Below are 24,627 nucleotides of genomic sequence, written 5' to 3' on the forward strand. Positions count from 1 at the left end.
TGCCCTATGTGGCACGTCATGACACAAAAATTGCACATCGTTGGCGGTGGCATGGCAGGATCCGAGGCGGCCTGGCAAGCGGCTGAAATGGGCGTGGACGTCGTTATCCACGAAATGCGGCCCAAAGTTGGTACCTTTGCGCACCAGACCGGCAATCTGGCCGAGATGGTGTGTTCAAACTCATTCCGCTCGGATGACGACGAACAGAATGCGGTCGGACTGCTCCATTGGGAAATGCGCGCGGCCAATGGGATCATAATGACCACTGCCGATACATATCGCCTGCCGGCCGGCGGCGCCCTGGCTGTGGATCGCGACCCATTTGCCGAAGCAGTGACCGCGAAACTCCGAGCCCATCCGCGGGTTGAAGTGACAGGCGAAGAAGTTACGGCCCTGCCCGAAGACGGCCACTGGATCATAGCGACCGGTCCGTTGACTTCGTCATCTTTGGGTGAATCGATACGTTCCGAAACTGGCGCCGAGGCTCTGGCGTTTTTCGACGCCATTGCCCCAATTGTCTATGCCGACAGCATCGACATGAGCCAGGCGTGGATGCAGTCCCGTTATGACAAGGGCGAGACAGAGGAAGAGCGCACGGCCTACCTGAATTGCCCAATGGACCGCGATCAGTACGAGGCGTTCATCGACGCCCTGCTGGCGGCGGATAAAACGGAATTCCATGAAGGTGAGACCGCTGGGTATTTCGACGGTTGCCTGCCCATCGAGGTTATGGCGGAACGCGGCCGTGAAACACTGCGCCACGGACCGATGAAGCCGGTCGGCTTGACCAATCCGCATCAGCCTGACGTCAAACCTCATGCGGTCGTTCAGCTTCGCCGCGACAATGCCTTGGGTACTTTGTTCAACATCGTCGGCTTCCAGACCAAGATGAAATATGGCGCGCAAACCGAAGTGTTTCGCATGATCCCCGGGCTTGAGAACGCCAGTTTTGCGCGTTTGGGCGGAATTCACCGGAATACATTCATCAATTCTCCGACATTGCTGGATTCGCAGATGCGGCTGAAATCAAAACCAAATATTCGGTTTGCCGGCCAAATTACCGGTGTCGAAGGATATGTGGAAAGTGCCGCCATGGGCTTGTTGGCCGGTCGAATGGCCGCCGCCGAGATACTGGGCCGTTCCCTGCCCGATATCCCGCAGGACAGCGCCATGGGCGCGTTGATCCACCATATAACGGGCGGAGCCGAGGCAAAGACATTCCAACCCATGAACGTCAACTTTGGCCTGTTTCGCCCGGTTGACGGCCTCAAAGGTGGTCGCCGAGGTCGTAAAGACCGATATAAGGCCTATACCGACCGGGCCAAAGCGGAATGGACCGACTGGCTGGCGCATTGTACTGAACCGGCCTAACATGCGGGTATGAGCGATAAATACCTCAAAGACGCCTACGGGCTTGATACGCCCGAGGCCACCCGCGCGCATTATCAGAAATGGGCATCGTCATACGACGCCGAAGTCGGCTCGCACGGATACGCCACACCCGGCCGCGTAGCCGACGCGCTTTGGTCCCAGATGCCCGAACCACAGACGCCTGTTCTGGACTACGGCTGTGGAACCGGTTTGTCCGGCAAGGCCCTGCATGATGCGGGATTTCAGGTGATCGATGGTATCGACCCCACGCCAAAGATGCTGGAGGGGGCACAGGCCAAAGAAGTCTATAGGAACCTCACGACGTTTGAGATCACCGATCCGGAACCGCTTGAGCAAGACGCATACAAGGCAATCACTGCAATTGGCGTAATCGGCACCGGCGCTGCCCCACCCGAAACATTCGACCTGTTGATGAAGGCGCTGCCCAAAGGTGGCCTATTGGCGTTTTCTTTCAATGATCACACGCTGGACGATCCGTCCTTCACCTCTCGCCTGAACGATTGGCTGGACATGGGTGCTGCGCGATTGTTGTTTCGCGAATACGGGCCACACCTTCCGGGAATGGACCTTAAATCTGACGTATATGTTGTTGAGAAGACGTGACATTCACAACCAGATTTGCCCCATCTCCAACGGGGCCGCTTCATCTTGGCCACGCCTATTCTGCTCTCCTCGCCAGTGATATGGCAGCCGCTGAAGGCGGGCAGTTTCTGTTGCGGATCGAAGACATCGATCGATCCCGCTGTCGCCCCCATTGGGAAGAACAGATTTACGACGACCTGAATTGGCTTGGGATAACCTGGCCGGAACCCGTGATGCGGCAATCGTCTCGTATGTCGACATATGAAGACGCGCTGAAATCCTTGTGGTCGCAGGGCCTGCTGTACCCATGTAGTTGTAATCGCCGGGACATTGCCGCTGCAGTCGGCGCACCGCAGGAAGGCGTTCCGCTGCATGGGCCGGATGGAATCATCTATCCGGGCACGTGCAGGGAAGTATCGACCCGAACAGGATCAATGCCCGTGAATTTACCCCTGCGACTGGACATTTCAAAGGCCGCAAATTCCTTATCAAATCTATTTAAGATCAACGCCCAACAAACAGTAAAAACAGCGTTATTTGAAGAAAGTGGCGCCAGTCCATGCGGGCTGACAGGACAAATTCCCTTCACGGCCAAAGAGCTGACCGACTCAATCGGAGATGTTGTTCTGTCCCGTCGTGAAATGGGAACGTCCTACCATCTTTCTGTCGTTCTCGATGATGCCGCGCAAGGCATAACCCACGTCGTGCGTGGCCAGGATCTGTTCGAAGCAACACGAATCCACGTCCTGCTGCAGGCTTTGCTTGGATTGCCGACACCGGTCTATCATCATCACAAGCTGATCCGTGATGACGCAGGCAAACGCTTGGCCAAACGTGACGATGCCCGCGCTATTTCCAAATACCGCGCCGAAGGCGCTTCCGCGAAACAGATAAGGGCAATGGTCGGGCTTTAATCACCCTATTCCATTGGGCCCATAAGTTCGACTTCTGCATCATCCCGAACAGCAGTGTAGAAACAGGTGCGTCGGTTGGTGTGACAGGCCGCGCCGGTCTGTCGCACCAGAACAAGCAGGCAGTCTCGGTCACAATCGACCCGAAAGTCAACCAGTTCTTGCACGTGGCCTGAGGTTTCGCCTTTGATCCAGAACGATTGACGCGACCGCGACCAATAGGTTACGCGGCGCGTTTCCAGCGTTTTTTCAATCGCTTCCGCGTTCATCCACGCCATCATTAACACCTCGCCCGAGGCCTCATCTTGTGCGATGGCTGGAATCAGACCAGCGTCATTGTACGTCAGGCTGGACGGATCGAAGGTGACAGTCTCAGACATTGTAAAAACCTTTTGCATCCCGTTGGATGCTCACTATGTATGGGGAACACGCAACGAGGGAAAGCCATGTCTGGCGAGAACGACCTGATAAAGCTCTATTCCGGGCGCATTCTGGCCCTTGCTGCGGATATTCCGCATCTGGAACGGCTGGAAAACCCAGATGCAACCGTAAAGAAACGTTCGCCTTTGTGCGGGTCTACCGTAACCGTGGACGTCAAGGTTGAGGACGGTCGCGTATCCGGATTCGGTCAGGATGTTAAGGCCTGCGCCTTAGGCCAAGCTTCTGCTTCGGTTGTCGGTTCAGCGGTGATTGGCGCGACACGCGCGCAGATCGAAACGGCCCGGGATCAGTTGTCAGCGATGCTGAAAAAAGACGGCCCTGCCCCGGATGCACCGTTTGACGGGCTCGAGGTTCTCATCCCTGCGCGTGACTACAAGAACCGACATGCATCTATCCTGCTGGCACTGGATGCCACAGCCGAAGCGATGGAACAGGCCGAACAGGCCAACTGCGCCTGATGATGGCAATTCAGTTCAAACCCATCTAACCTCTGCGCATATTTGGGGGAGAATTTGGTTTGAACAGTTTGCTGGAACATTTCGTAACCCTCTGGGTGGTCATTGATCCGATCGGCACGATACCCGTCTTTATTGCTGTAACGGCTGGACTTGGCGCCGCGGCGCGTCGCAAAACAGCCTTCCTGGCTGCGCTCATCAGTGCCGGGGTTTTGCTGTTCTTCCTGGTTTTTGGGCAGGTGGTGATCGAGGCGCTGGACATCGGCCTGAACTCGTTCCAGGTGGCCGGAGGAATCATCCTGTTCCTGTTTGCCCTGACCATGATCTTTGGTGAAAGCAAACAGGATGTTGAACAACGCGAGGCGGAAGACGATCAGGAAGATAGGTTCCACGAACACAACCCAGCAATCTTTCCGCTTGCCGTGCCGTCACTAGCGTCTCCGGGTGCGATGTTGGCGGTGGTTATCCTGACAGACAACAACCGCTACAGCGCTGCCGATCAGGGTATCACGGCATTGGTCATGCTGTCTGTCGTGGCCATCGCGTTTGTTTTGATGCTTCTGGCCGAACCGATCATTCGACTGATTGGTCATTCAGGTGCCGCCATTATCAGCCGCATCATGGGAATGATACTGGCGTCGGTTGCCGTGAATTCAGTACTGTCTGCGATGCTGGAAATCTTCAAAACCGGACAGCTATAAAAAAACCGCCGCACCTTCCGGGCGGAAAGGGCGGCGGCAGGTAATGCGTGTCTCGCGTGGGATCCGGATTTCCGCGCAGGGCCGAGGCATGGCCCTTTCAAGGGAAATGGGACAGGCAGGTCACCCTTGACTGATATGGGGACGACAGCGCGGTGTTTTCGGCACGAGATCGCAGGCAGAAAGGGTCAGAACGCTCCGGGCAGATGAAGGGCAACCACCAGCATCACCACTAACGAAACCGCACCCGCCGCATCCTGCAAAAGCGTGGATTGCGAACGGCTAATGGCGGTTTTGATCTGGGTCAGCATGGTCTCACCTCCGGTTGGGTTTTAATCCTTTGTTGACCTTTTGTTCTCATATTTCGCCGAGTCAGTAAAGAACTTTTTGAGAACATTTGTGAACTTTTGGGGACTTACCCCCTAACCCACTGAAATTAAACGGATTGCCTGATCCTGTTTCATGAGCCATAGCAGAACACGGACAGCCTGGCCGCGTTCAGTGGTCAAGTTCGGGTCTTTGGACAGCAGGTTGCGAGCATCCGTCTGCGCAACAGCCATCAATCCGGCCTGACGCTCCAGATCCGCGATCCGGAACTTTGGTAACCCGGATTGAGCCGTGCCAATCAGATCCCCTGCTCCGCGCATCTGCAAATCGGTCTCGGATATTCGGAACCCGTCTTCCGTCTCTCGCAAAACCTCCAGCCGCTTCCGCCCGCCCTCGCTTAACGGTGGTTGATACATCAGCAAGCAGGTCGAATCCGCCTCGCCGCGTCCAACGCGGCCGCGCAGTTGGTGTAACTGAGCCAAACCGAATATTTCTGCCCGCTCGATCACCATGATCGAGGCGTTGGGCACATTCACCCCGACTTCGATGACAGTCGTTGCGACCAGTACCTTTGTGTGACCTTCCTGAAACGCGGCCATTGCTGCGTCCTTCTCCGCGGCGGGCATTTGGCCATGAACAAGGCCGACAATGCCTTCGCCCAAAACCGCGCGCAGCCGTTTGAACCGCTCTTCTGCAGCAGTCAGGTCAGAGACTTCGGATTCGTCGACCAGAGGACAGACCCAGTAACACTGTCGCCCCTCGTCAATGGCACGACGCAAGTGCGCAACGACTTCATCCATACGCTCGGTGCTTATAATCGCCGTTTTGATCGGCTTCCGACCCGGTGGTTTTTCATCCAAAACAGAGACATCCATATCTCCGTATTGGGCCAGGGCCAGACTGCGCGGGATTGGCGTCGCGGTCATAACCAGAACATCAGCACCTTGCCCTTTTTCCGAAAGCTCCATCCGCTGGCGTACCCCGAACCGGTGTTGTTCATCCACTATGGCAAGGCGCAGGGCGTGGAATTCCACATCACTCTGAAAGACGGCATGGGTGCCAACGAGAATGTGGATATCGCCCTGTTTCAACGCGGCCAGTTTAGCGCGCCGTTCGGCACCTTTGTCCCGCCCGGTCAGGATTTCCAGGACAACCCCTGCCTCTTCAGCGAGGGGGCGTAGGCCTTCCAGATGTTGCCGGGCCAAAATCTCGGTCGGTGCCATCATAACACCTTGTCCACCGGCCTCGACTGCGACCAGAAGGGCCATGAACGCAACCAGAGTTTTTCCTGCGCCAACATCGCCTTGCAGCAGCCGGTTCATCCGCGTGTCCGATCCCATGTCGGCGGTAATCTCTGTGATCGCCCGCATCTGAGCCCCGGTAGGTTTGTACGGAAGGTTCGAAAGAACCTTGGACTGCAAAGCGCCACTTCCGACACTCACGATACCGCGGGCTTTCCGCTCTCGTTGTCGGGCAAGCGCGAGTGTCACCTGATGGGCAAACAGTTCATCATAGGCGAGCCGTTCTCGGGCCGGAGCGTGCGCCGCCACATCATCCGCTCCCTGCGGGTTGTGCGCCGCGGAGATCGCGGTTGCCCAATCCGTCCAGTCCTGTTTCGAAACCTGTGCGGGGTCAATCCATTCGGCCAGGTCGGGTGCACGGGCCAAGGCACTGCGCGCGGCCTTGTATGCCGTTTTCTGTGTAATGCCTTGTGTCAGATGATAAACCGGCTCGAACTCGGGTATGTCGCCCGCACTTTCCACAGGCAGCATATGATCTGGGTGGACCATCTGCGCCATACCATCAAACAGTTCAAGCTTGCCGGAAATCACGCGACGGCTGCCTTGCGGCAGTACTTTCTTTAAATAGTCGCCGCGCACGTGGAAGAAGACCAATTGGAACTCGGTTTGCGTGTCTTCGACGTGAACGCGGTACGCTCCGCCCTTGTTTCGCGGTGGTCTGTGGATGCCAACCGTGACCTCAACCGTCAATGTCGTCGGCAGGTCGGCCCCCTGGATTGTATCGCGCCGCCTGCGGTCCACGACAGCGTAAGGCAAACCGAACAGCACATCGCGCGGTGCCTCGATCCCCGTCTGCATCATGGTTTGAGCCGTCTTTGGGCCAACACCCTCCAGCGTCTCCAGCCCCGCAAACAAGGGAAAAAGTATTTCAGGACGGCCGCTCATGCGGTGCCGATCAAGTGCAGCCATTCATCTTCGTCCAGCGTCTCAATCCCGAGCTCCGCAGCCTTCTTGGCTTTGGACCCCGCGCCCGGTCCGGCAACAAGTAAATCGGTTTTCTTACTGACAGACCCAGAGACTTTTGCCCCCAATGCCTCAGCTCGGGCCTTTGCTTCGGCGCGGGTCATCTTTTCCAGCGTTCCTGTGAAGACCACGGTTTTGCCAGCCACCGGGCTGCCCGATGTGTCTGGCCGTTTCGCGTCCTGTACGTCCAATTGCGTGACCAGAGCGTCGATGCTGGCGCGTTCTGCGTCTTGCGCAAAGGCGGACACCAAAGCTCGGGCCATAACGTCGCCGACGCCATCAATACTCAGAAGTTCATCCCATTCAGGTCCTTCGAATTCAGCCGCGGCGGTGACGGCGCACTCGAAATCGGCCCAGTTGCCATAATGGTTGGCAATCAGGTTTGACGCAGCCTCACCGACATGTCGGATGCCCAATGCAAAAAGAACCCGTCCGAATGGAATCTGACGTTTTTCGTCAATGGCAGCCCAAAGATTCCCGGCACTTTGCGCGCCCCAACCCTTGCGGTTGGCGAGCTTGTTGAGATTGGCCGCGTCTCTGGTCTGCAACGTGAAGATGTCCACCGGGGTTTTGATCGGCAAGTCCGGGTCATCGTAGAACATTTCAATCTGCTTGGCGCCCAACCCCTCGACATCGAACGCCTTTCGAGACACGAAATGTTTCAGCTTTTCAACAGCCTGCGCCGGGCAGATAATCCCACCAATACAGCGTCTGACAGCATCGCCTTCTTCCCGAACCGCTTCACTGCCGCATTCCGGGCAGGATGTCGGAAAGTCGTAAGGCTGTGCATCCTCAGGGCGTTTTGAAACATCCACATCCGCCACTTTGGGGATCACATCGCCCGCGCGGTAAACCTGCACCCAATCACCGACCCTGATATCCTTGCCGTCGCGGATCGTACCACCCTTTGCGTCACGACCAGCAATGTAGTCTTCGTTGTGCAACGTGGCATTGGACACTACGACGCCGCCAACGGTCACCGGATGCAGCCGAGCAACCGGGCTGAGCGCACCAGTGCGGCCCACCTGAATGTCGATGGCCTCAAGTCTTGTCCACGCCAGTTCTGCTGGAAACTTATGTGCGATAGCCCATCTGGGCGTGGTGGACCTGAACCCCAATCGCGCCTGCAGCGCCAAATCGTTCACCTTGTAGACAACGCCATCGATATCATAGCCAAGCGTGGCGCGCTGTGCTTCGATGCTTCGATAATGGTCGAGCATCTGATCCGTCGTTTCACATAATGCTGTCAGTGGGTTGGTCGAAAAACCTAATTTCGCCAACCGTTCGATCGCACCCATTTGTGTGTCGGCCAAAGGCGCTGACAACTCACCCCAGGCATAAGCAAAAAACCGCAGCGGACGAGAGCGCGTGATTTTTGCGTCAAGCTGTCTCAACGACCCCGCAGCGGCGTTTCGCGGATTTGAGAATACCTTTTCACCCAGCACTGACTGTCGCGCGTTCAACTTGTCGAAATCTTCATGCGACATGTAGACTTCGCCGCGAACTTCCAGAATATCAGGAGCGTTTTCGACTTTGTGCGGGATGTCCGAGATCGTCAGCGCGTTCGCAGTAACATTTTCGCCCACTTCTCCATCGCCTCGCGTCGCTGCCTGGACAAGTTTTCCATGCTCATATCTTAGCGATAACGACAAACCGTCAATCTTTGGCTCGGCAGTAAAAGAAAGCTCGGCAGTGTCGTTTAGCCCCAGATATTTGCGGATCGACCGATCAAAATCTGCGACATCCTCATCATTGAACGCATTGCCTAAAGACATCATTCGGACGGCGTGTTCGAGCTTTGAGAACCCCTCGGCCGGGCGCGCACCCACCTGATCCGAGGGGCTGTCGGGCCGCTTCAACTGGGGGAACCGTGCCTCGATATCAGCGTTTCGTCGCTTTAGCGCGTCGTAGTCGGCATCCGATATGTCGGGGGCGTCTTCCGCGTGATACAGCGTGTTTGCCCGCGCAATAGCCTCCGCCAACCGCGCCAGCTCAGCACGTGCCTGATCTTCCGTCAGCTCTGATACCACAATTGAATCGCTCATGGCCTTGCCCTGTCACTTAGTCTTTGAACCTAGTGATAGGGCGAGGCCAAGGCTAGGTCCAGATGTGCTGTCACGTGAGTGAGGGGGTCGCCCTGGACCAACGGCGACCAGATTTAATCAAAAGTCAGGCTCCAACAGCGATCCGCCGTTCGTCCAAGCTGTTGCTTTGGGGATCGCGCAGCACATAGCCCCTGCCCCAAACGGTTTCGATATAGTTTTGGCCGCCTGTAGCATTGCTGAGTTTTTTGCGAAGTTTGCAGATGAAAACGTCGATAATTTTCAATTCGGGTTCGTCCATTCCGCCGTAGAGATGGTTGAGGAACATCTCTTTTGTCAGCGTTGTGCCTTTCCGCAGGCTCAGCAATTCCAGCATCTGGTATTCCTTGCCGGTCAGATGAACGGCTTTGCCTTCGACCTCAACCGTTTTGGCATCCAGGTTCACCGCGACACGGCCGGTATGAATGACAGACTGCGAATGTCCTTTGGACCGCCGAATGATTGCGTGAATGCGGGCGACCAGTTCCTCTCGGTGGAAAGGTTTGGTCATGTAGTCGTCAGCGCCAAAACCGAAACCCTTAATCTTGCTTTCGGTATCGTCAGCGCCAGACAGGATCAGGATGGGTGTTTCAACCCGTGCAATGCGTAGCTGTCGCAGAACTTCGTGACCGTTCATATCTGGCAGGTTCAAATCCAGAAGGATCAGATCGTAATCGTAAAGCTTGGCAAGATCGATACCTTCCTCGCCCAAATCCGTCGCATAAACGTTTAGATTGGCATGCGTCAGCATCAGTTCGATGCTTTTCGATGTGGTCGGATCGTCCTCAACAAGAAGTATACGCATTTACTGCTCCAATTCAGTCAATTTACCAATTTCAAAATGAGCCTGATCAAAAATGGTTAATCTGACGTTACCGTTGAATCATTTATTCACATTCACCTTAAAGTTGTCGATATTTTTTTAGTGTCGTGACCTTCAGAGCGTCTGTTCCGTGTTCGGCAACCGCAGAAACCCAGGAATTGAATTCCTCATCGCTAAGCCCGTACCGTTTCTTGGCATCTGATAAGGAAATCAGCCCGTAAAGAACGCCGCGTACCACGACAGCTTTGCGCGATGCGACCCACCTGGTCGTTTCGGCAGGCGGAAGATCGGCACGCGATAAAACCGTTCCATCTGGCAGGGTTACGGACCTTGGCCCCTCGACTTTGTGCAAATACATCTCTCGACCCTTTTTCAGCTGCGACAAAGCTGCCAACAGCCTACTTAATGTCGCGTGAAACCGCCCCTTGAGAGTGTGTAGAATTTTCCTATATTCTGCCGGTCTTTCTTAACCCGTACTGGAATCGTCATGGCCCTCGATACCGAGACACCGCTGAACTCGCTTGGCTTTGCCAAACCCCCGTCGGAAACGCGGGTGGTTGTTGCCATGTCCGGTGGTGTGGACAGCTCTGTCGTCGCTGCTTATCTGGCCGATCAGGGCTACGACGTCGTTGGCGTAACGCTACAGCTATACGACCACGGCGCGGCCCTGGCCAAAAAGGGTGCCTGTTGCGCGGGGATTGATATCCATGACGCGCGCCGTGTGGCGGAAGAACGCGGCTTTCCCCATTATGTTCTGGACTACGAGAACATCTTTAAGGACGCCGTGATCGACGAATTCGCCGACAGTTATCTGGCTGGTGCAACCCCTGTACCATGCATCCGTTGCAACGAACGCGTGAAATTCAAAGACCTTCTGGAAACCGCCAAAGACCTTGAGGCCGACTGCATGGCTACAGGTCACTACATCCAGCGCAAGATGGGTGAGAACGGGCCTGAGCTTCACAGTGCCGAAGACGCGAACAGGGACCAATCCTATTTCCTGTTTTCGACCACACCGGAACAACTGAACTTTTTGCGCTTTCCCCTGGGCCACCTGCCTTCCAAGGACGCAACGCGCGAGATGGCCGCACAGTACGGCCTGTCGGTGGCGGACAAGCCCGACAGCCAGGACATCTGCTTTGTGCCTGATGGCAACTATGCCGGCGTGATCGAAAAGCTGCGCCCCGGTGCGGCGGAACCGGGTGAGATCGTTCATACAGACGGTCGGGTCCTAGCACAGCACAACGGCGTCATCCACTACACCATCGGTCAACGCCGCGGTCTGGGTATCGGCGGGTTGAGCGAGCCTTTGTATGTGGTGAAGCTGGACGTAGACAAAAAGCAGGTTGTGGTCGGCCCGAAAGAGATGCTGGCAACCCGTACTGTTCCAGTGCGGGAGATCAACTGGCTGGGGGATGAACCCTTCACGTCGCGAGATGAATGGCATCTGTCTGTCAAAGTACGCTCGACCCGCCCCCCTCGTGAGGCGATTGTCCGGCCGTTGTCTGATACGACCGCCGAGGTCGAGCTACTGACGCCCGAGGAAGGTATCTCACCCGGTCAAGCCTGCGTGTTCTACGCCAACGAAGGCGGCCGAATTTTCGGTGGCGGCTGGATCTGGCGCGGCTACTAAGGCGATCGGATTACAAAACGTCCGTCGGGCTGTTCACCAGAATGTACAGTCCGACTGCCACCATGATGAAAGGTGCAATCCGGTCGAGCCGGGCAAAACGCGGCCCCAACACCTGAGCACGTGGAGCGCCCCAACTTGCGATTGCGATCAGCGTTGCAAGTGCACATCCAGCTCCGATCAAAGCCGTCAATCGAAACGCGGGGGTAGAATCCGCGAACAAGGGCGTCATGGCCGCAAGCGTATCAATCGACAAGGTCAAAAACAGCGCAACGACCGAGGTGATGGCGCCCGTATCGGGCAGTTGACGTCCGTCCGAACCCATTCGTTGTTGCCAGATGCCATACAGGCCCAACGACAAAGGGATAATTCCAAGATAACCGACCCAATTTAAAAACCTGCTGTGATCAAGCCCACTGGCAATGACCAGCGACAGTGACAGAATAATCATCTGGGCTGCGGCAAAACCGAATACGGCGCGGCGCGTCTCCATCACCATGATCAGGCCGAAAAGGATGACCAGATTGTCTATGTTGGTCGATATGGTCACGATCGCGGCAGAGAACGCGAACAGGATGTGTTCAATCATGGCGATTGGGCAACCTGTTTAACACTGCACGGGCTGCGCGCAGACCCGGTGCTTCGCCACCGCGCCCCAGGCGGTCCATGGTTACATCCATAGCGCTGCGCTGAGCCTCCGGGTTGGCGTCTACATCCGCCATTGCAGCGGCAATACGGCTCGGTTCACAATCGTCCAAAAGGCATTCGGGAACCGCACGCGTTTCTGACACCAGATTGACAAGCGTCACCGTCTCCAGATCCACCATGCGCTTCGCGATCAGCGTGGTTAGCCAGTTAAGATTGTAAGCAATCACCATGGGTGTGGCTTGTGCAGCCAGTTCCAAAGAGACCGTCCCGGACGCCGCCAGTGCGAGGTCAGCCGCTGCAAATGCCGCCCTCTTCTGCGCCTGCGCCTGATCGGTGGGTAAGTCACGCGGGTCAACCACAACCGGCGCCCCTGGCCAGTTCTGAACATGTTCGCTGACCGCATCCACCATATGAGCAACCGCTGGCACGACAACGCGCGTGTCCGGTCGCTGCTTCAGAAAAAGGCTTAGGGACTGACCAAAGACCGGAGCCAAACGATCGACCTCGCCCCGGCGGGAACCTGGCAAGGCCAGCACAATTGGCGCTTGCCCTAAGCCGTGCGCCTCGCGAAAAGCCTGTATGTCTTGATCGGCGGCCACCGGCTCACTGGCTACCGGATGCCCTACAAAATCACATTCCATCCCCGCGCGCTGCATATAGGGTGGTTCGAAAGGCAACAGGGCCAGCACATGGTCGATGACCTTTGCCATCTTGTCCGCCCGCCCCGGACGCCACGCCCAAACACTGGGAGCAACGTAGTGAACTGTGCGGATAGTACTTTGAATTTTGACCAGTTTGGCAACCCGCAATGAAAAATCGGGGCTGTCGATGGTGATCAGAACGTCCGGTTTGCAGTCCAATACTGCCTGCGCAGTCTCGGCAATCCGGCGTTTGAGGTGAAAGAACTTGGGAAGAACTTCAACCAAGCCCATGACCGACAGTTCGGACATAGGAAACAGGCTGTCCAACCCTTGTGCCTGCATCAGCGGGCCGCCAACGCCCTGAAATTCAATTCCCGGTACAAGTGCGCGCAGGCCTTCCATCAAAGCCCCGCCAAGCCGGTCACCCGAAGGTTCACCGGCGACGACGAAAACCCGCATCAGTTCGTCCGCTCGCGGACATACAAAAACAGGCCAAGCCGGTCACATTCCGCAATCACGCGGTCTTTCTCAAGCACAAGGACACCGCCCTTTTCGATCACAATTCCCGACAGTCCCGCCGCAACGGCGCCAGACACGGTATCGGGCCCGATCGCAGGCAGATCTGCACGAACGTCCTGATCCGGTTTCGGGGCTTTGAACAGAATGCCGCCGCCGGCATCGGGGCGCTGTGTCAGAGACTGCAACATCCATGCCGTGCCGAAGATACCCTCTATCGCCAGCGCCTGCCGTTTTGAAACCACACAGGCCTGCCCAACATCTGCAGAACCCATCGCCCGGACGACACCCGATGCACGGTCCGCATCAGCCAGATCGGCCTCAGACGGTTGCGCCTGTGTTAAGCACCCCAGTTTTGGAAGGAGGTTCGGTGCGATTTCGTGGGCAGCCTTAACCTCTAGCCCCGAATCCTCGAAAATGCCGATGACCGCGCGAAGCGCCGCGTCATCGCCTGACATTATGGCCTGTTGCAGGATTGGCACCAAAGGCAATGTAGCCGCATCGATCCGCCCAGGATCAATGGGCGGACGCCCGACGGCACCCGCCATGCAGATCTGTGTCACGCCTTGCGCCTTGATGTCGGCGATAAAGGTTCCGACCTGTTCCAATGGGAACTCGACATCCGGCGTCAACGTATCCGGTCTGAACCCTTCCATGGCGCATACCACAGGGCGGTCGGGCAACTGCGCAACCACTTCACCCGGTAAAACGCCTGTTCCAGCAATCAACGCCAGCATGGTTTATTTCCCCGGTGTCAGGAATGACCGATCGGAATGTCCAGTAACGAAATCGACGATCCGCTGCACGTATTCGCTTTCGTTATCCGCGCCGACCCGATGCGCGCGCTCCATGAACGTGCCGTCACCCGTCGACAACTCGCGGAACGCCGCCCGCAATGCGGCGATATCGTCGCGCGAAACGCCCCGCCGCTTAAGTCCAACAAGGTTTAGTCCGTCTAGTTCGCCCCGCGGCGCCTGAACGAGGCCGTAAGGGATCACGTCGTTCGGAACCATAGTCAGCGCGCCAATGATCGCACCGCGCCCAACGCGGACCCATTGGTGCAAACCAGAGATGCCACCGACAATCACGTCATCCTCAATGATGCAGTGACCTGCAGCGCCGGCGTGGTTGACCATGATGACACGATTTCCGATTTGAACATCGTGGGCAACGTGTACGCCTGCCATCAGCAGACAATCATCGCCGATCCGCGTGACACCACCGCCACCATCGGTCCCGGTGTTTACGGTGACGTGTTCACGGATACGGTTACGTTTACCGATCTCAAGACTCGTGTTTTCGCCGCCGAATTTAAGATCCTGCGGGATCTCTCCGATGACCGAAAAATTGAAGATCACGGTATCTTCGCCGATCGAAGTATCGCCGGTTACGACAACATGCGACTTCAGTTCAACCCGATCAGCCAACGTGACTTGGGGCCCCACATAACAGAACGGGCCAATGACGCAGCCATCACCAATCTGCGCGCCGTCTTCAATGATTGCGCTTGGGTGGATGCCGCTCATGTGGTTTTTTCCATATCCCAGTCGACATAGGCCGAAAACTCGGCCTCGGCCGCGACCTCACCTTCGACTGTGGCACGACCAGCGAATTTGAAGATCTTGCCACCTTTTTTGCCGCGGACCGTTTCGACATGCATTTCAAGCACGTCACCCGGGATCACTTTGCGACGGAATTTGCATTTGTCGATGTTCATAAAATAGATCAACAGTTCGCTGTCGATCACGTCCATACCCACACCCAGCATGACACCCGCAGTCTGTGCCATCGCTTCGACAATGGTCACGCCCGGCATGATCGGCGTCCCAGGGAAATGCCCCTGGAAATGCGGCTCGTTCATGGTGACGTTCTTGATGCCAACCGCCGATTGATAGCCCGAGATATCGACGACCTTGTCGACCAGCAGAAACGGATAGCGGTGGGGCAATATCCGCTGAATCAGCTGAATGTCTGCGCTTTTGGTTTCGGTGGTCATAGTGCAGTCGTCCCGTTCTGGATTTCTCTTTGTCGCGTGGTTAGCAACACCGCGCCCTAAGGGCAAGCAAACCTATTCTTTGCCTTCGGTTTCAAGTTGGCTGCCATCGCCAATCTGTTCATTAATCCGTGCAATGGCCGCCTCAGTTACGTCGGTTCGGTCCGAACTGAGAAAGACGTTTGACCGTTCGATGACGACCGATGCCCCGGACTCGCGCAACAACTCGATCAGGATGGGTTGCACAAGAACCAGAAAGGTCTGCCGCGCTTCTTCGCTTTGCCGCGCAAGCGCGTCCAGTTTCGCGCGTTGACTTTCGCGGTGCGACTGAACCTTGATGTCGAACGCTTCGGCCAAAGGCCGAAACTCATCCGTTGGCAATTCAGCGCGCTTTTCGGTCAGGTCTTTTTCTTCTTTGCTCAGCTCTGCGACGATCCGTTCATTCTCGGCCGCCAGTAATGCGCCTTCACTCTCAATCTCGCGCATGACGCGTCGTCCAAATAGCGACTCGGAAAACATCCGTTCGCTGGACAAGGTCAGAACATCTGCCTGAGGAGCACCCAATTGCTGCGCCTGAACAGTCGACACACTAGCCAGCGCCAAAAAAACGCACAGGGCCCGAAGCGGGCCCTGCACAATTACATTCATCAACTTAAGCATCCGACGATCAGAACCGCGCCTGAACGGTCAGGTCAAAGTTCTGTTCCTTGTCGAAATCTTCTTTTTTCAAGGCTTTCGAGAAGTTGAAACGCAACGGCCCAAAAGGCGTATCCCACAGAACTGACAACCCGATCACGTGACGAACAGACCCGTCCGCGCCGACGATGTCAGCACCGGCAGTGTTCACGTTGTTGATGTTATAGACGTTACCAACATCGTAAAACACACCGCCGCGCAAACCCAATTCCTCTGGCAGGCCAAGCGGGAAATCGGATTCAAAACGCGCAACCCAGTAGTAGTTGCCGCCAATCGCATCGTCCTGACCGTTGGAAAGGTCGCGCGGACCCAGACCAGCAGGCTCAAAGCCACGGAACGTGTTCGGACCAATCAAAAAGCGGTCGATGGTCCGGCTAAAGTCGTCACCCTGCCAATGCAGCGCACCAACTTCCATCGTCGCACGCAAGACGACCTCTTCGTTCCAGACACGTGTCTGCGCGATACCGCGGGCTGTGGTCTTGTAGAACTCGTTGTCACCGCCAAGACCAGCGGCATCAACTCCGACCTCGAACAGAACGCCGGCATTCGGGTTCAAACCACCGCGACGGCTATCATAGAGGTATGACACACCCAGGGTGCTGGATGTCCGCTTACCTTGCTCGATTTCCGAAGCGATAACAGCACCGTTTACTTCATCATCCTGCTGCGTCATCTCGCTGCGGTCCCAGCCATAACGCAGACGAACCGATGACAATTCACTGATCGCATAACTCAGCTGCGGCTCGAAGAAGACGCGCTTGGTATCGTAGCTTGCAAAGCTTGAGTTCGTCGTTGCCAAGCCAAGCCCAAGATCGAACTGCAACCGACGGCCCAGCAGGTACGGTTCGGTGAAGTTAATTATGTACTGCTCGGAGTCCTGCGCCGTCGACAGCGTCACCCCTAGGTTTTGACCGCGACCCAAGAAGTTGGATTCGTTCAGACCGATTGCAATCCCGAAACCGTCGGAAATCGAGTAGCTACCCCCAAGGCTCAGCGAGCCTGTGGGCTGTTCTTCGACGTCCACATCGACAATCACCTGGCTGGGCGTAGACCCTTCGCGTGGCTCCACGTCAGCAACTGCAAAGAACCCAAGGGCGCGGATACGTTCAGCGCTCTGGCGGATTTCGCGCGGATTGAACGGATCACCTTCGACAGTGTCGAACTGCCGGCGGATCACACGGTCCAGCGTCGTTGTATTGCCTTCGATGTCGATGCGTTCAACAAAGATCCGAGGACCCCTGGTCAGAACAAACTGCACGTCCAAGGTCAGATCACGTGGGTTTCGCGTAACCCGAGGCTCGACCCGCAGGAAATCCACACCTTGTTTCAGACCCAACCGCTCCTGACGGGCAATCGAGCTTTCAATCAATGACGGAGAGTAGGTCACACCCGGGCGGATTTTCAGCGCAGCCTGATACGCGGCAGGATCGACCCCCGGAATTTCACTGACCGTAGAAATCTTGCCAAACGAGAACTTTTGACCTTCCGTGATGTTCATCACCAGGAAAAATGCGTCACGTTCGCGGGTGAATTCCACATTTGCGCTGTTCACGCGGAAGTCCACATATCCGCGGGACAGGTAAAAGTCGCGGATGACCTGCTTATCAAACTCGATACGGTCCGCGATAAACGTGTCGCCGCGCAGGAAAGTCCGCAGAATGTTGGCTTGCTTTGTCTCCAGAACCCGGCGCAAGCGGCGATCTGAATATGCCCGGTTGCCAACAAAGCTGACGCGTTCGACCTCGATCGTAGTGCCCTCGGCAATTTCAAAGACGAGGTCAACGCGGTTGTCGCTGCGGCGGATGATGCGCGGGATAACGGTTGCGGAAACGCGGCCCTGCGCTGAGTAGATTTCGGCGATCTGATCTGCGTCGGCTTCAGCAAGCTGAGGCGTGAAAACCCGGCGGGGCTGAGAATTGATCGCATCCAGAAGTAAGTCGTCCTTTACGCGACGATTGCCTTCGATGCTGATCTGGTTGATCGTTGGATATTCCTCGACCTCGATCACCAGCGTGCTTCCACGCGGCGTCAGTTCAACTGTCTCAAAAACACCACTGTCAAGCAAACGCTGAAACGCGTCGTTCAATTGTCCGGCAGTCACTGTCTGACCAGGCTGGATCCCGGTCCGGGCAATAATTGTCGAGCTTTCGATGCGTCTGTTGCCCTCAACATCGAACGAATTGATTGTGTAACTTTGCGCGCGAGCGACCTCCGGAAGGAAGGTAAAGCTAGCTATAAATACAAAGGAAAAAATACGTAGCGTCTGCCACAAAATCTTGTTTGTTGGCTTCTGCCCCCCGCAGGATGTGCCTGCGCCTCGCCTATCAGTCATTTTTTTCTCTACCCAGAATTTTAGGACTTTATTGTTGAGTAGCGAGATTAAGTTTCGTTGTCAAAAGACGAAAACACAAAGCGGCCCAGTAGGCCGCTGTAACGTGTATTCAATTATTGGCAAGAATCACATGCCGACTACAAAGGCCCAGCCACTGATAGCCAGCGCAGTCGCGCCGAAAAACAACAGGGCATCCCAGTTCAGCATGAACAAGAAACTAAAGCTCTGATACGATTTCCGGAGCGTCTTTGTCATTTGAGCCTCTGAAACAGAAAATAAGACGCAATAAACCTAGCTACTGATTGGGGCGAAATTACGGCTTTTCTTGGCGCGCCCAGCCACAATCAACAAAGCAGATCGTTCGAAACCGAAAAGATCATCAAGCCCAAAATCAGGGATATTCCCACGCCCATCAGAACCTTAAGCACTGCGTCGCTCGGCGGTTTGCCCGCTACGGCTTCGTAGGCGTAGAACACCAGGTGACCGCCATCCAGGGCCGGTATCGGAAATAGGTTCAACAGGCCAACCGCAGTAGACAGTACCGCGATAAAGAATATGAAACTTTGCGCACCCTGACTGGCCATTGCCCCCGAGGTTTCTGCGATACCAATCGGCCCGGACATGTTGCAGGTGCTGATGGCACCAGTAACCATATGCCATATACCTGACAGCGACCCTTCAACGATACGCAGGGTTTGACGTGCCCCGCCTGCAATGGATTCAAGAATACCAGCCGACTCTGTCGCAGGTTCAAGCATCATGCCGCCGACAATTCCAATGCGCCAATGGGTTACAAAGCCGCCTTCAGGTTGCGGTTCGTCCGTGCGTCTTGGGGCAAGAGCAAATTCAAGATCGGCCCCGTCTCGCCACACGTTCAGCAACAGAACCTTCCCGTCAGACCCCTCGACGTATTCCTTAAGTTGATCGAAGGCAAATATCGGATCCCCGTTGACCGACGTGATGACATCGCCACGCTGAAGGTCGATATCCATTGCCGCACTACGGGGCGTAACCTGCTGAATCAGCGGCGGGAACAGCCACGGGGCCGAAACATCCAAAGTCTGATCGTCGCGGATGACGGTGTAATCCAGAATCGGTTCCATCGGAAGCGCGTCGACGAAATCGCTCCAAGCCCCTTGTTGATCGAAGTCCGGCACCGGTATGCCACCAATAGCAACGATTTCATCACCGTCCTGCAACTCCTGAACGGTTCCCGGCAAAGGATGCAGAGTTCCAACGGTCAGCGGGTCTTTGGTCACGCCCTGGGTTAGGAAAATCAGGCCAAACACCAGGATCGACATCACGAAATTGAACACCGGCCCGGCGGCGACCGTAGCCGAGCGGGCCCAAAGAGGTGCTCCGTGCATGGTGCGCCGCAGATCCTCCGGGCTTTGCTCGGTGATTTCGGTCATCGCGGTTTCGTCTTTGCCCGATGCCGCGTTCGCGTCACCCATAAATTTCACATATCCGCCAAATGGCAATGCAGCGACCTGCCAGCGCGTACCGCGCTTGTCGATGCGGCTCCAGAGAACTGGGCCAAACCCGACCGAGAACACCTCGGCGTGAATTCCGGACCACCGTCCAACGATATAGTGGCCGTATTCGTGCACAGCGACGATCACCGAAAGGGCGATCACAAAGGCAATGATCGTGTACAGCAAATTGCCAAACTGAGGGATCAGTGAAAGTACGTCCAAAATTTTATCCTGCTCGTTGGATGACGATGTCATCAACCCACATACGTGCCAAATGGTCCGTTTCCAGCACGCTATCAAGGGTTAAAGGGGCATTAATAAGGCCACTTGCGGCCTCAAACCTGTCAAGTACGGCCTCGACAATGTCGGCCATCTGAAGGAAACCAATTTCACGGGCGATGAACCGGTCCAAAGCACGCTCTTTAGCGGCGTTAAAAACCGCGCCCGACAGGCCGCCGCGTTCCATCACGGCGCGCGCCAGACGCAGCGCGGGGTAACGCGTCTTGTCGGGCGTGTTGAACTTCAACTGCCCTAGTTTTGCCAGGTCCAACCGCTCGACCGGCAATTCCTTTCGATTGGGCCAGTGCAATGCATAGCCTATGGCATGACGCATGTCCGGGGACCCCATATGAGCCATAACACCGCCATCTCGGAAACCGACCATCGCGTGAACGATGGATTCAGGATGTACCAGAACCTCGATTTGGTCTGAGGACACTCCAAAGAACTCTTTGGTTTCAATAAGCTCCAGCGCCTTGTTGAACATCGACGCGCTGTCGATTGTAATCCGCTGACCCATGTCCCAATTCGGGTGGCTCGTGGCTTGTTCGACTGTGGCATGCGCCAACTTGCTCAACGGCCAGTCGCGGAACGCACCGCCACTTGCGGTGATGATGATACGCTCAACTGCGGTCATGTCCTCGCCGACCAACGCCTGGAACACGGCAGAGTGTTCGCTATCGACCGGCAAAAGCCGCGCATTGTTGACCTTGGCGGTTTCAAGAACCAGAGCACCCGCACACACCAGCGTTTCCTTGTTGGCCAATGCCAGCGTTCCACCTTGCCTGAGAACCTCAAGGCCCGGCTCCAGACCAGCAGCGCCTACAATGGCCGACATAACCCAATCGGCTGGCCTTGCCGCAGCTTCGATCAACGCCTTTTGACCTGCGGCCACTTCGACGCCTGAACCTGCAAGCGCTGCGCGCAGATCATCCAACCGGTCCTCATACGCTGTAACCGCAACGTTCGCCTTCAAACGCCGGGCGTCCTCGGCCAACTTCCCGATATTCGCCCCACCGGTAAGCGCGACGACGTCATAGGCCGCAGGTTCGCGATCAATCAGATCAATTGTGTTTTGCCCAATTGATCCGGTCGCACCGAAGATTGAGATCTTGCGCATCACTACATAGCTCCGGGAGAATAGATAAGCCCGGCTAACAAAACGAACAGAGCTGCGCCCATCATGCCGTCAAAGCGGTCCAGAAATCCGCCATGACCGGGAATCAGGTTGGAACTGTCCTTCACCCCAAATTTACGCTTTGTCGCGCTTTCGACAATGTCTCCGGCCTGACTGGCCATCGACGCAAGGACTGAGATCACCACGAACATGAAACCGAAACCGGCGTTCATGGCAAAAATTGCTCCGACTAAGGCCGCAGCAGCCCATCCGCCCGCAGTACCCGACCATGTTTTCTTTGGACTGACCTTTGGCCAGAACTTAGGTCCACCAAAGGTCTTGCCCACAAAATAGCCTGCAACGTCCGTCGCCACGACCACTGAGATCAGCCAAACCATCCAACCGAAACCCATACCCTCGCGGATTGAGATAAAACCCAGACCCGACGCAGCAATCCAAAAGGCAAAGAGAGCGTAAATCCCTTTAGAACGGCTGACCTGCCCTGCCCCAACCAAAGCCGGAGCCAGTAGGAACGGCAGCGTATAAAGCGGCGGAAGATGATAGCTGAGAACAACCGCTACACCGGTGAGGATGCCCAACTGGATTGCCACGCCATTGCGGTTCGGGTCGATCATCCGGACCAGTTCCCAGGTCATCAGACCGCAGGCAATTGCGATAAAGGCTTCAAACCACAATCCGCCCAGCCACACTTCGACAGAACCGATGCACACAAGCACCGCAGCAGAAGTGACGCGGGCGGTTAAGTCAGACCATCGGCCTTCGCTCATGCCGGAACCGCTCCAAACCGCCGGTCACGGGTGCCAAAGTTCCGGCACAGCCGTTCCAGTTCGGCCGAGGTGAAGTCGGGCCAGAGCGTGTCGATGAATTCGTATTCCGAATAGGCCGATTGCCACAGAAGAAAGTTTGAAATGCGGGCCTCGCCACTGGTCCGGATCACCAAATCCGGATCGGGAAGAACGTGCGTATCCAAGTACTTGGGAAGCGTTTCTTCATCCACGTCATCGGGTCGCAGGCGGCCTTCGGCTACGTCGCGCGCCAGGCGCTTGGTTGCCCGTGCAACCTCATCCCGCCCACCGTAGTTAATCGCAATAGTCAGGTGTACCAAATCGTTGTGTTGAGTTGCGGCCTCGAGCGTATCCATCAGGTCGGTCAGCTTGGAATCCAAACGAACCCTGTCGCCGATAAAGCGTACACGCACTCCGGCTTTGGTCAGATTGCGTGCTTCTTTGATGATATACCGCTTAAACAAGCTCATCAGTCCAGCCACTTCGACCTGGGTCCGTTTCCAGTTTTCAGTCGAAAAAGCAAATACTGTCAGATACTTGATACCCAAACCCGGACAGGCCTCAACCACCTCCCTTACCCGCCGGGCGCCGGCCTGATGGCCAAACAACCTAGGCCGATTGCGCGCCTGAGCCCAGCGTCCGTTCCCATCCATGATGATGGCTACGTGGCGTGGTCCGGTAGCGGGTGAGGGTTGCGAGGTGTCAGGCATTTCGTGGATCAGACCTGCATGATCTCTGCCTGCTTGGTTTCAAGCGCGGCATCTACGTTCTTGATCATCTGGTCGGTCAGGTCCTGGACTTCGCTTTCCCAGAACTTCTGATCGTCTTCCGACATGCCGTCGGCTTTGGCTTTCTTGATCTGATCCATGCCATCGCGGCGTACGTTGCGGATCGATACTCGGGCGTGCTCGGCATATTGACCGGCAACCTTTCCCAGTTCGCGACGGCGCTCTTCGTTCAATTCCGGGATCGGCAGCATAATGATGGTGCCGTTCAACTGAGGGTTGATGCCCAGGCCACTTTCGCGGATGGCCTTTTCAACCTTACCAACCAAACCCTTGTCCCAGACATTCACCGTCACCATACGCGGTTCGGGGACGTTCACGGTTCCGACCTGATTGATCGGGGTCATCGACCCGTAGGCGTCAACCATGACCGGTTCCAGCATCGACGCCGACGCACGGCCCGTTCGCAACGAGGCGAATTCAGTTCTCAGGTTGCCCATGGCGCCATCCATCCGGCGCTTCAGATCGTCGGTGTCCAGTTCAAAATCGTCAGACATGCTGCTCACTCCCCGTCTTCAGGTGCTGTTTGCATGGCTCATAGTCCATCGCAATTGGGATGTATAGCAATGATGATCTGGAATTGCGCCAATGACCAGAGGTGTTTCGGGTATTTTCAGGTTCTTTCAAAGGCAAATGAACCGACCAACACGGATGTCAGTCGGTTCGTCCAAATGCATAGGAATCAGCCGTTTACGTCGACAACAACACGGCCTTTGACTTGTCCTTTAAGAATATCCGCGCCCAATTGTGGCAGATCACCCAAGGTTGCCGGATGAACCATCGCCTCAAGCTTGTCCATCGGCAGGTCAGTCGCAACACGTTGCCACGCGCGGACCCGATTGTCATAGGGCTGCATCACACTATCGATGCCCAACAGGTTGACACCGCGCAGCAGGAAAGGAATGACGCTTGCGGGCAACCCTGCCCCCCCGGCAAGACCAACGGCTGCGACCGAGGCTCCGTATTTCATCTGACCCAGAACGCGGGCCAGCATCTCGCCTCCAACCGCATCAATGCAGCCTGCCCAGGTTTCGCTTTCCAGAGGGCGTTTCACGGTTTCGTTGAGGTCTTCGCGCGGCACTATCGTGGTGGCGCCAAGTGATTTCAGATACTCACCAGCCTCAGGGCGACCCGTTACAGCGGCCACTTCATATCCTAAATTGGCCAGAATGGCGGTCGCAACCGAACCGACACCGCCAGCGGCACCGGTGACAAGCACCGGTCCATGCCCCGGCTGCATCCCCTGATCCTCAAGTGCCATAACGGCCAGCATCGCGGTGAATCCAGCAGTTCCTACGGCCATTGCCTGCCGTGTATCCAGACCTTCGGGCAACGGAACCAGCCAGTCGGCCAGCGCGTTGGCCTTCTGCGAATATCCGCCCCAGTGCGCCTCACCCACGCGCCAGCCGGTCAGAACGACCTTGTCGCCTGGCTTGTAGCGGTCGTCCGAGGATGCCTCGACCGTACCGCTATAGTCTACGCCAGGGACATGTGGGTAGCTGCGCACCAACCCGCCGCCCTTTGGCGACATGCAAAGGCCGTCCTTATAGTTCACGGTCGAATACTCAACGGCGATGGTCACTTCACCATGCGGCAGATCTCCGTCGGAGAGTTGTTTGACCGAGGCGCTTGCCAGGCCGCTTTCCTCGTCCTTATCCATTACCATCGCATTGAACATTTTGAACTTTCCTTTCTTTTCAATCAGTCATCAGCCCATACTGATCTGAGATATGAC

The 24,627-nt window shown here is 56.2% G+C and carries 26 protein-coding genes; 6 read left to right on the forward strand and 20 right to left on the reverse strand.

The window, feature by feature from the left end; all coding sequences use genetic code 11:
- Nucleotides 1-18: 18 nt before the first annotated feature.
- From trmFO to gluQRS, 3 genes are read left to right on the forward strand one after another with little or no spacing between them, the layout of a single operon-like run.
- Nucleotides 19-1,371, forward strand: coding sequence for a methylenetetrahydrofolate--tRNA-(uracil(54)-C(5))-methyltransferase (FADH(2)-oxidizing) TrmFO (gene trmFO / locus GOW92_RS01570; RefSeq protein WP_170557377.1), 1,353 nt, complete (start codon nt 19-21; stop codon nt 1,369-1,371).
- Nucleotides 1,372-1,380: 9 nt separating this feature from the next.
- On the forward strand, nt 1,381-1,995 hold the full coding sequence (locus tag GOW92_RS01575; RefSeq protein ID WP_170557379.1) for a class I SAM-dependent DNA methyltransferase: 615 nt from the start codon (nt 1,381-1,383) through the stop codon (nt 1,993-1,995).
- Entirely contained in the window at nt 1,992-2,888 is an 897-nt protein-coding gene (gluQRS, locus tag GOW92_RS01580; RefSeq protein ID WP_170557381.1) for a tRNA glutamyl-Q(34) synthetase GluQRS, read from the forward strand. The genes GOW92_RS01575 and gluQRS overlap by 4 nt, the downstream gene beginning before the upstream one ends.
- Nucleotides 2,889-2,893: 5 nt before the next feature.
- On the opposite strand, the gene hisI is transcribed toward gluQRS, so the two are convergent.
- Nucleotides 2,894-3,283, reverse strand: coding sequence for a phosphoribosyl-AMP cyclohydrolase (gene hisI / locus GOW92_RS01585; RefSeq protein ID WP_170557383.1), 390 nt, complete (start codon nt 3,281-3,283; stop codon nt 2,894-2,896).
- Between the two features lie 48 nt (nt 3,284-3,331).
- Between hisI and GOW92_RS01590 the strand changes: the two genes are divergently transcribed.
- Entirely contained in the window at nt 3,332-3,784 is a 453-nt protein-coding gene (locus GOW92_RS01590; RefSeq protein ID WP_170557385.1) for an iron-sulfur cluster assembly scaffold protein, read from the forward strand.
- A 59-nt stretch (nt 3,785-3,843) separates the two neighbouring features.
- On the forward strand, nt 3,844-4,482 hold the full coding sequence (locus GOW92_RS01595; RefSeq protein WP_170557387.1) for a MarC family protein: 639 nt from the start codon (nt 3,844-3,846) through the stop codon (nt 4,480-4,482).
- A 185-nt stretch (nt 4,483-4,667) separates the two neighbouring features.
- Here the strand turns inward: GOW92_RS01595 and GOW92_RS25105 are convergent, their stop codons facing one another.
- From GOW92_RS25105 to sciP, 5 genes are all read right to left on the reverse strand, one after another.
- Nucleotides 4,668-4,790: a hypothetical protein gene (locus GOW92_RS25105; RefSeq protein WP_302477268.1), complete on the reverse strand. Its 123-nt coding sequence runs from the start codon at nt 4,788-4,790 to the stop codon at nt 4,668-4,670.
- A gap of 111 nt (nt 4,791-4,901) precedes the next feature.
- Nucleotides 4,902-6,992: an ATP-dependent DNA helicase RecG gene (gene recG, locus GOW92_RS01600; RefSeq protein ID WP_170559294.1), complete on the reverse strand. Its 2,091-nt coding sequence runs from the start codon at nt 6,990-6,992 to the stop codon at nt 4,902-4,904.
- Complete coding sequence (gene ligA / locus GOW92_RS01605) at nt 6,989-9,115, reverse strand: NAD-dependent DNA ligase LigA (protein WP_170557389.1); 2,127 nt, start codon at nt 9,113-9,115, stop codon at nt 6,989-6,991. Before ligA ends, recG begins: the two co-directional genes overlap by 4 nt.
- Nucleotides 9,116-9,239: 124 nt before the next feature.
- Complete coding sequence (ctrA, locus tag GOW92_RS01610) at nt 9,240-9,956, reverse strand: response regulator transcription factor CtrA (RefSeq protein ID WP_170557390.1); 717 nt, start codon at nt 9,954-9,956, stop codon at nt 9,240-9,242.
- A gap of 97 nt (nt 9,957-10,053) precedes the next feature.
- Nucleotides 10,054-10,332 carry a CtrA inhibitor SciP gene (sciP, locus tag GOW92_RS01615; RefSeq protein WP_170557391.1) on the reverse strand — a complete coding sequence of 93 codons (279 nt, stop codon included), beginning with the start codon at nt 10,330-10,332 and terminating at the stop codon, nt 10,054-10,056.
- A 129-nt stretch (nt 10,333-10,461) separates the two neighbouring features.
- On the opposite strand from sciP, the gene mnmA reads away from it, so the two are divergent.
- Nucleotides 10,462-11,607, forward strand: coding sequence for a tRNA 2-thiouridine(34) synthase MnmA (gene mnmA / locus GOW92_RS01620; protein ID WP_170557392.1), 1,146 nt, complete (start codon nt 10,462-10,464; stop codon nt 11,605-11,607).
- 10 nt (nt 11,608-11,617) lie between these two features.
- Here mnmA and GOW92_RS01625 read toward each other — a convergent pair whose 3' ends face one another.
- From GOW92_RS01625 to acuI, 14 genes are all read right to left on the reverse strand, one after another.
- Nucleotides 11,618-12,193: a hypothetical protein gene (locus tag GOW92_RS01625; protein ID WP_170557393.1), complete on the reverse strand. Its 576-nt coding sequence runs from the start codon at nt 12,191-12,193 to the stop codon at nt 11,618-11,620.
- The gene (gene lpxB, locus GOW92_RS01630) at nt 12,186-13,352 is read right to left on the reverse strand and encodes a lipid-A-disaccharide synthase (RefSeq protein WP_170557394.1); all 1,167 of its coding nucleotides are present in this window, start codon (nt 13,350-13,352) and stop codon (nt 12,186-12,188) included. Before lpxB ends, GOW92_RS01625 begins: the two co-directional genes overlap by 8 nt.
- Nucleotides 13,352-14,146, reverse strand: coding sequence for an LpxI family protein (locus GOW92_RS01635; protein WP_170557395.1), 795 nt, complete (start codon nt 14,144-14,146; stop codon nt 13,352-13,354). The genes lpxB and GOW92_RS01635 overlap by 1 nt, the downstream gene beginning before the upstream one ends.
- A gap of 3 nt (nt 14,147-14,149) precedes the next feature.
- A complete protein-coding gene (gene lpxA, locus GOW92_RS01640; RefSeq protein ID WP_170557396.1) occupies nt 14,150-14,935 on the reverse strand; it encodes an acyl-ACP--UDP-N-acetylglucosamine O-acyltransferase in 786 nt (261 codons plus the stop codon).
- Nucleotides 14,932-15,405, reverse strand: a complete 474-nt coding sequence (fabZ, locus tag GOW92_RS01645) for a 3-hydroxyacyl-ACP dehydratase FabZ (protein ID WP_170425011.1) — start codon at nt 15,403-15,405, stop codon at nt 14,932-14,934. Before fabZ ends, lpxA begins: the two co-directional genes overlap by 4 nt.
- 72 nt (nt 15,406-15,477) lie before the next feature.
- The gene (locus tag GOW92_RS01650) at nt 15,478-16,050 is read right to left on the reverse strand and encodes an OmpH family outer membrane protein (protein WP_254452872.1); all 573 of its coding nucleotides are present in this window, start codon (nt 16,048-16,050) and stop codon (nt 15,478-15,480) included.
- A 19-nt stretch (nt 16,051-16,069) separates the two neighbouring features.
- Entirely contained in the window at nt 16,070-18,430 is a 2,361-nt protein-coding gene (gene bamA / locus GOW92_RS01655; protein ID WP_170557400.1) for an outer membrane protein assembly factor BamA, read from the reverse strand.
- Between the two features lie 126 nt (nt 18,431-18,556).
- Nucleotides 18,557-18,685, reverse strand: a complete 129-nt coding sequence (locus tag GOW92_RS25110) for a hypothetical protein (RefSeq protein ID WP_302477269.1) — start codon at nt 18,683-18,685, stop codon at nt 18,557-18,559.
- A gap of 89 nt (nt 18,686-18,774) precedes the next feature.
- Complete coding sequence (gene rseP, locus GOW92_RS01660; protein WP_170557402.1) at nt 18,775-20,127, reverse strand: RIP metalloprotease RseP; 1,353 nt, start codon at nt 20,125-20,127, stop codon at nt 18,775-18,777.
- A 4-nt stretch (nt 20,128-20,131) separates the two neighbouring features.
- Nucleotides 20,132-21,304: a 1-deoxy-D-xylulose-5-phosphate reductoisomerase gene (gene dxr, locus GOW92_RS01665; protein WP_170557404.1), complete on the reverse strand. Its 1,173-nt coding sequence runs from the start codon at nt 21,302-21,304 to the stop codon at nt 20,132-20,134.
- A gap of 2 nt (nt 21,305-21,306) precedes the next feature.
- The gene (locus GOW92_RS01670; RefSeq protein ID WP_170557406.1) at nt 21,307-22,089 is read right to left on the reverse strand and encodes a phosphatidate cytidylyltransferase; all 783 of its coding nucleotides are present in this window, start codon (nt 22,087-22,089) and stop codon (nt 21,307-21,309) included.
- Nucleotides 22,086-22,817: a polyprenyl diphosphate synthase gene (uppS, locus tag GOW92_RS01675; protein WP_170557408.1), complete on the reverse strand. Its 732-nt coding sequence runs from the start codon at nt 22,815-22,817 to the stop codon at nt 22,086-22,088. Before uppS ends, GOW92_RS01670 begins: the two co-directional genes overlap by 4 nt.
- Before the next feature lie 8 nt (nt 22,818-22,825).
- The gene (frr, locus tag GOW92_RS01680; RefSeq protein ID WP_058271567.1) at nt 22,826-23,389 is read right to left on the reverse strand and encodes a ribosome recycling factor; all 564 of its coding nucleotides are present in this window, start codon (nt 23,387-23,389) and stop codon (nt 22,826-22,828) included.
- Between the two features lie 185 nt (nt 23,390-23,574).
- Nucleotides 23,575-24,570, reverse strand: a complete 996-nt coding sequence (acuI, locus tag GOW92_RS01685; RefSeq protein WP_170557410.1) for an acryloyl-CoA reductase — start codon at nt 24,568-24,570, stop codon at nt 23,575-23,577.
- Nucleotides 24,571-24,627: the final 57 nt, after the last annotated feature.

Origin of the sequence: Ruegeria atlantica (assembly GCF_013032505.1) — a bacterium.
GTDB lineage: Bacteria > Pseudomonadota > Alphaproteobacteria > Rhodobacterales > Rhodobacteraceae > Ruegeria > Ruegeria atlantica_F.

What these genes read in the sequence shown, in the direction of transcription:
- GOW92_RS25110 (WP_302477269.1), bottom strand. Translation starts at nt 18,685, where the DNA reads ATGACAAAGACGCTCCGGAAATCGTATCAGAGCTTTAGTTTCTTGTTC.
- trmFO (WP_170557377.1), top strand. Translation starts at nt 19, where the DNA reads ATGACACAAAAATTGCACATCGTTGGCGGTGGCATGGCAGGATCCGAG.
- mnmA (WP_170557392.1), top strand. Translation starts at nt 10,462, where the DNA reads ATGGCCCTCGATACCGAGACACCGCTGAACTCGCTTGGCTTTGCCAAA.
- GOW92_RS25105 (WP_302477268.1), bottom strand. Translation starts at nt 4,790, where the DNA reads ATGCTGACCCAGATCAAAACCGCCATTAGCCGTTCGCAATCCACGCTT.
- recG (WP_170559294.1), bottom strand. Translation starts at nt 6,992, where the DNA reads ATGAGCGGCCGTCCTGAAATACTTTTTCCCTTGTTTGCGGGGCTGGAG.
- fabZ (WP_170425011.1), bottom strand. Translation starts at nt 15,405, where the DNA reads ATGACCACCGAAACCAAAAGCGCAGACATTCAGCTGATTCAGCGGATA.
- GOW92_RS01590 (WP_170557385.1), top strand. Translation starts at nt 3,332, where the DNA reads ATGTCTGGCGAGAACGACCTGATAAAGCTCTATTCCGGGCGCATTCTG.
- GOW92_RS01650 (WP_254452872.1), bottom strand. Translation starts at nt 16,050, where the DNA reads ATGAATGTAATTGTGCAGGGCCCGCTTCGGGCCCTGTGCGTTTTTTTG.
- GOW92_RS01635 (WP_170557395.1), bottom strand. Translation starts at nt 14,146, where the DNA reads ATGCTGGCGTTGATTGCTGGAACAGGCGTTTTACCGGGTGAAGTGGTT.
- GOW92_RS01625 (WP_170557393.1), bottom strand. Translation starts at nt 12,193, where the DNA reads ATGATTGAACACATCCTGTTCGCGTTCTCTGCCGCGATCGTGACCATA.
- ligA (WP_170557389.1), bottom strand. Translation starts at nt 9,115, where the DNA reads ATGAGCGATTCAATTGTGGTATCAGAGCTGACGGAAGATCAGGCACGT.
- sciP (WP_170557391.1), bottom strand. Translation starts at nt 10,332, where the DNA reads ATGTATTTGCACAAAGTCGAGGGGCCAAGGTCCGTAACCCTGCCAGAT.
- dxr (WP_170557404.1), bottom strand. Translation starts at nt 21,304, where the DNA reads ATGCGCAAGATCTCAATCTTCGGTGCGACCGGATCAATTGGGCAAAAC.
- hisI (WP_170557383.1), bottom strand. Translation starts at nt 3,283, where the DNA reads ATGCAAAAGGTTTTTACAATGTCTGAGACTGTCACCTTCGATCCGTCC.
- lpxB (WP_170557394.1), bottom strand. Translation starts at nt 13,352, where the DNA reads ATGCGGGTTTTCGTCGTCGCCGGTGAACCTTCGGGTGACCGGCTTGGC.
- GOW92_RS01575 (WP_170557379.1), top strand. Translation starts at nt 1,381, where the DNA reads ATGAGCGATAAATACCTCAAAGACGCCTACGGGCTTGATACGCCCGAG.
- acuI (WP_170557410.1), bottom strand. Translation starts at nt 24,570, where the DNA reads ATGTTCAATGCGATGGTAATGGATAAGGACGAGGAAAGCGGCCTGGCA.
- GOW92_RS01670 (WP_170557406.1), bottom strand. Translation starts at nt 22,089, where the DNA reads ATGAGCGAAGGCCGATGGTCTGACTTAACCGCCCGCGTCACTTCTGCT.
- bamA (WP_170557400.1), bottom strand. Translation starts at nt 18,430, where the DNA reads ATGACTGATAGGCGAGGCGCAGGCACATCCTGCGGGGGGCAGAAGCCA.
- ctrA (WP_170557390.1), bottom strand. Translation starts at nt 9,956, where the DNA reads ATGCGTATACTTCTTGTTGAGGACGATCCGACCACATCGAAAAGCATC.
- frr (WP_058271567.1), bottom strand. Translation starts at nt 23,389, where the DNA reads ATGTCTGACGATTTTGAACTGGACACCGACGATCTGAAGCGCCGGATG.
- lpxA (WP_170557396.1), bottom strand. Translation starts at nt 14,935, where the DNA reads ATGAGCGGCATCCACCCAAGCGCAATCATTGAAGACGGCGCGCAGATT.
- uppS (WP_170557408.1), bottom strand. Translation starts at nt 22,817, where the DNA reads ATGCCTGACACCTCGCAACCCTCACCCGCTACCGGACCACGCCACGTA.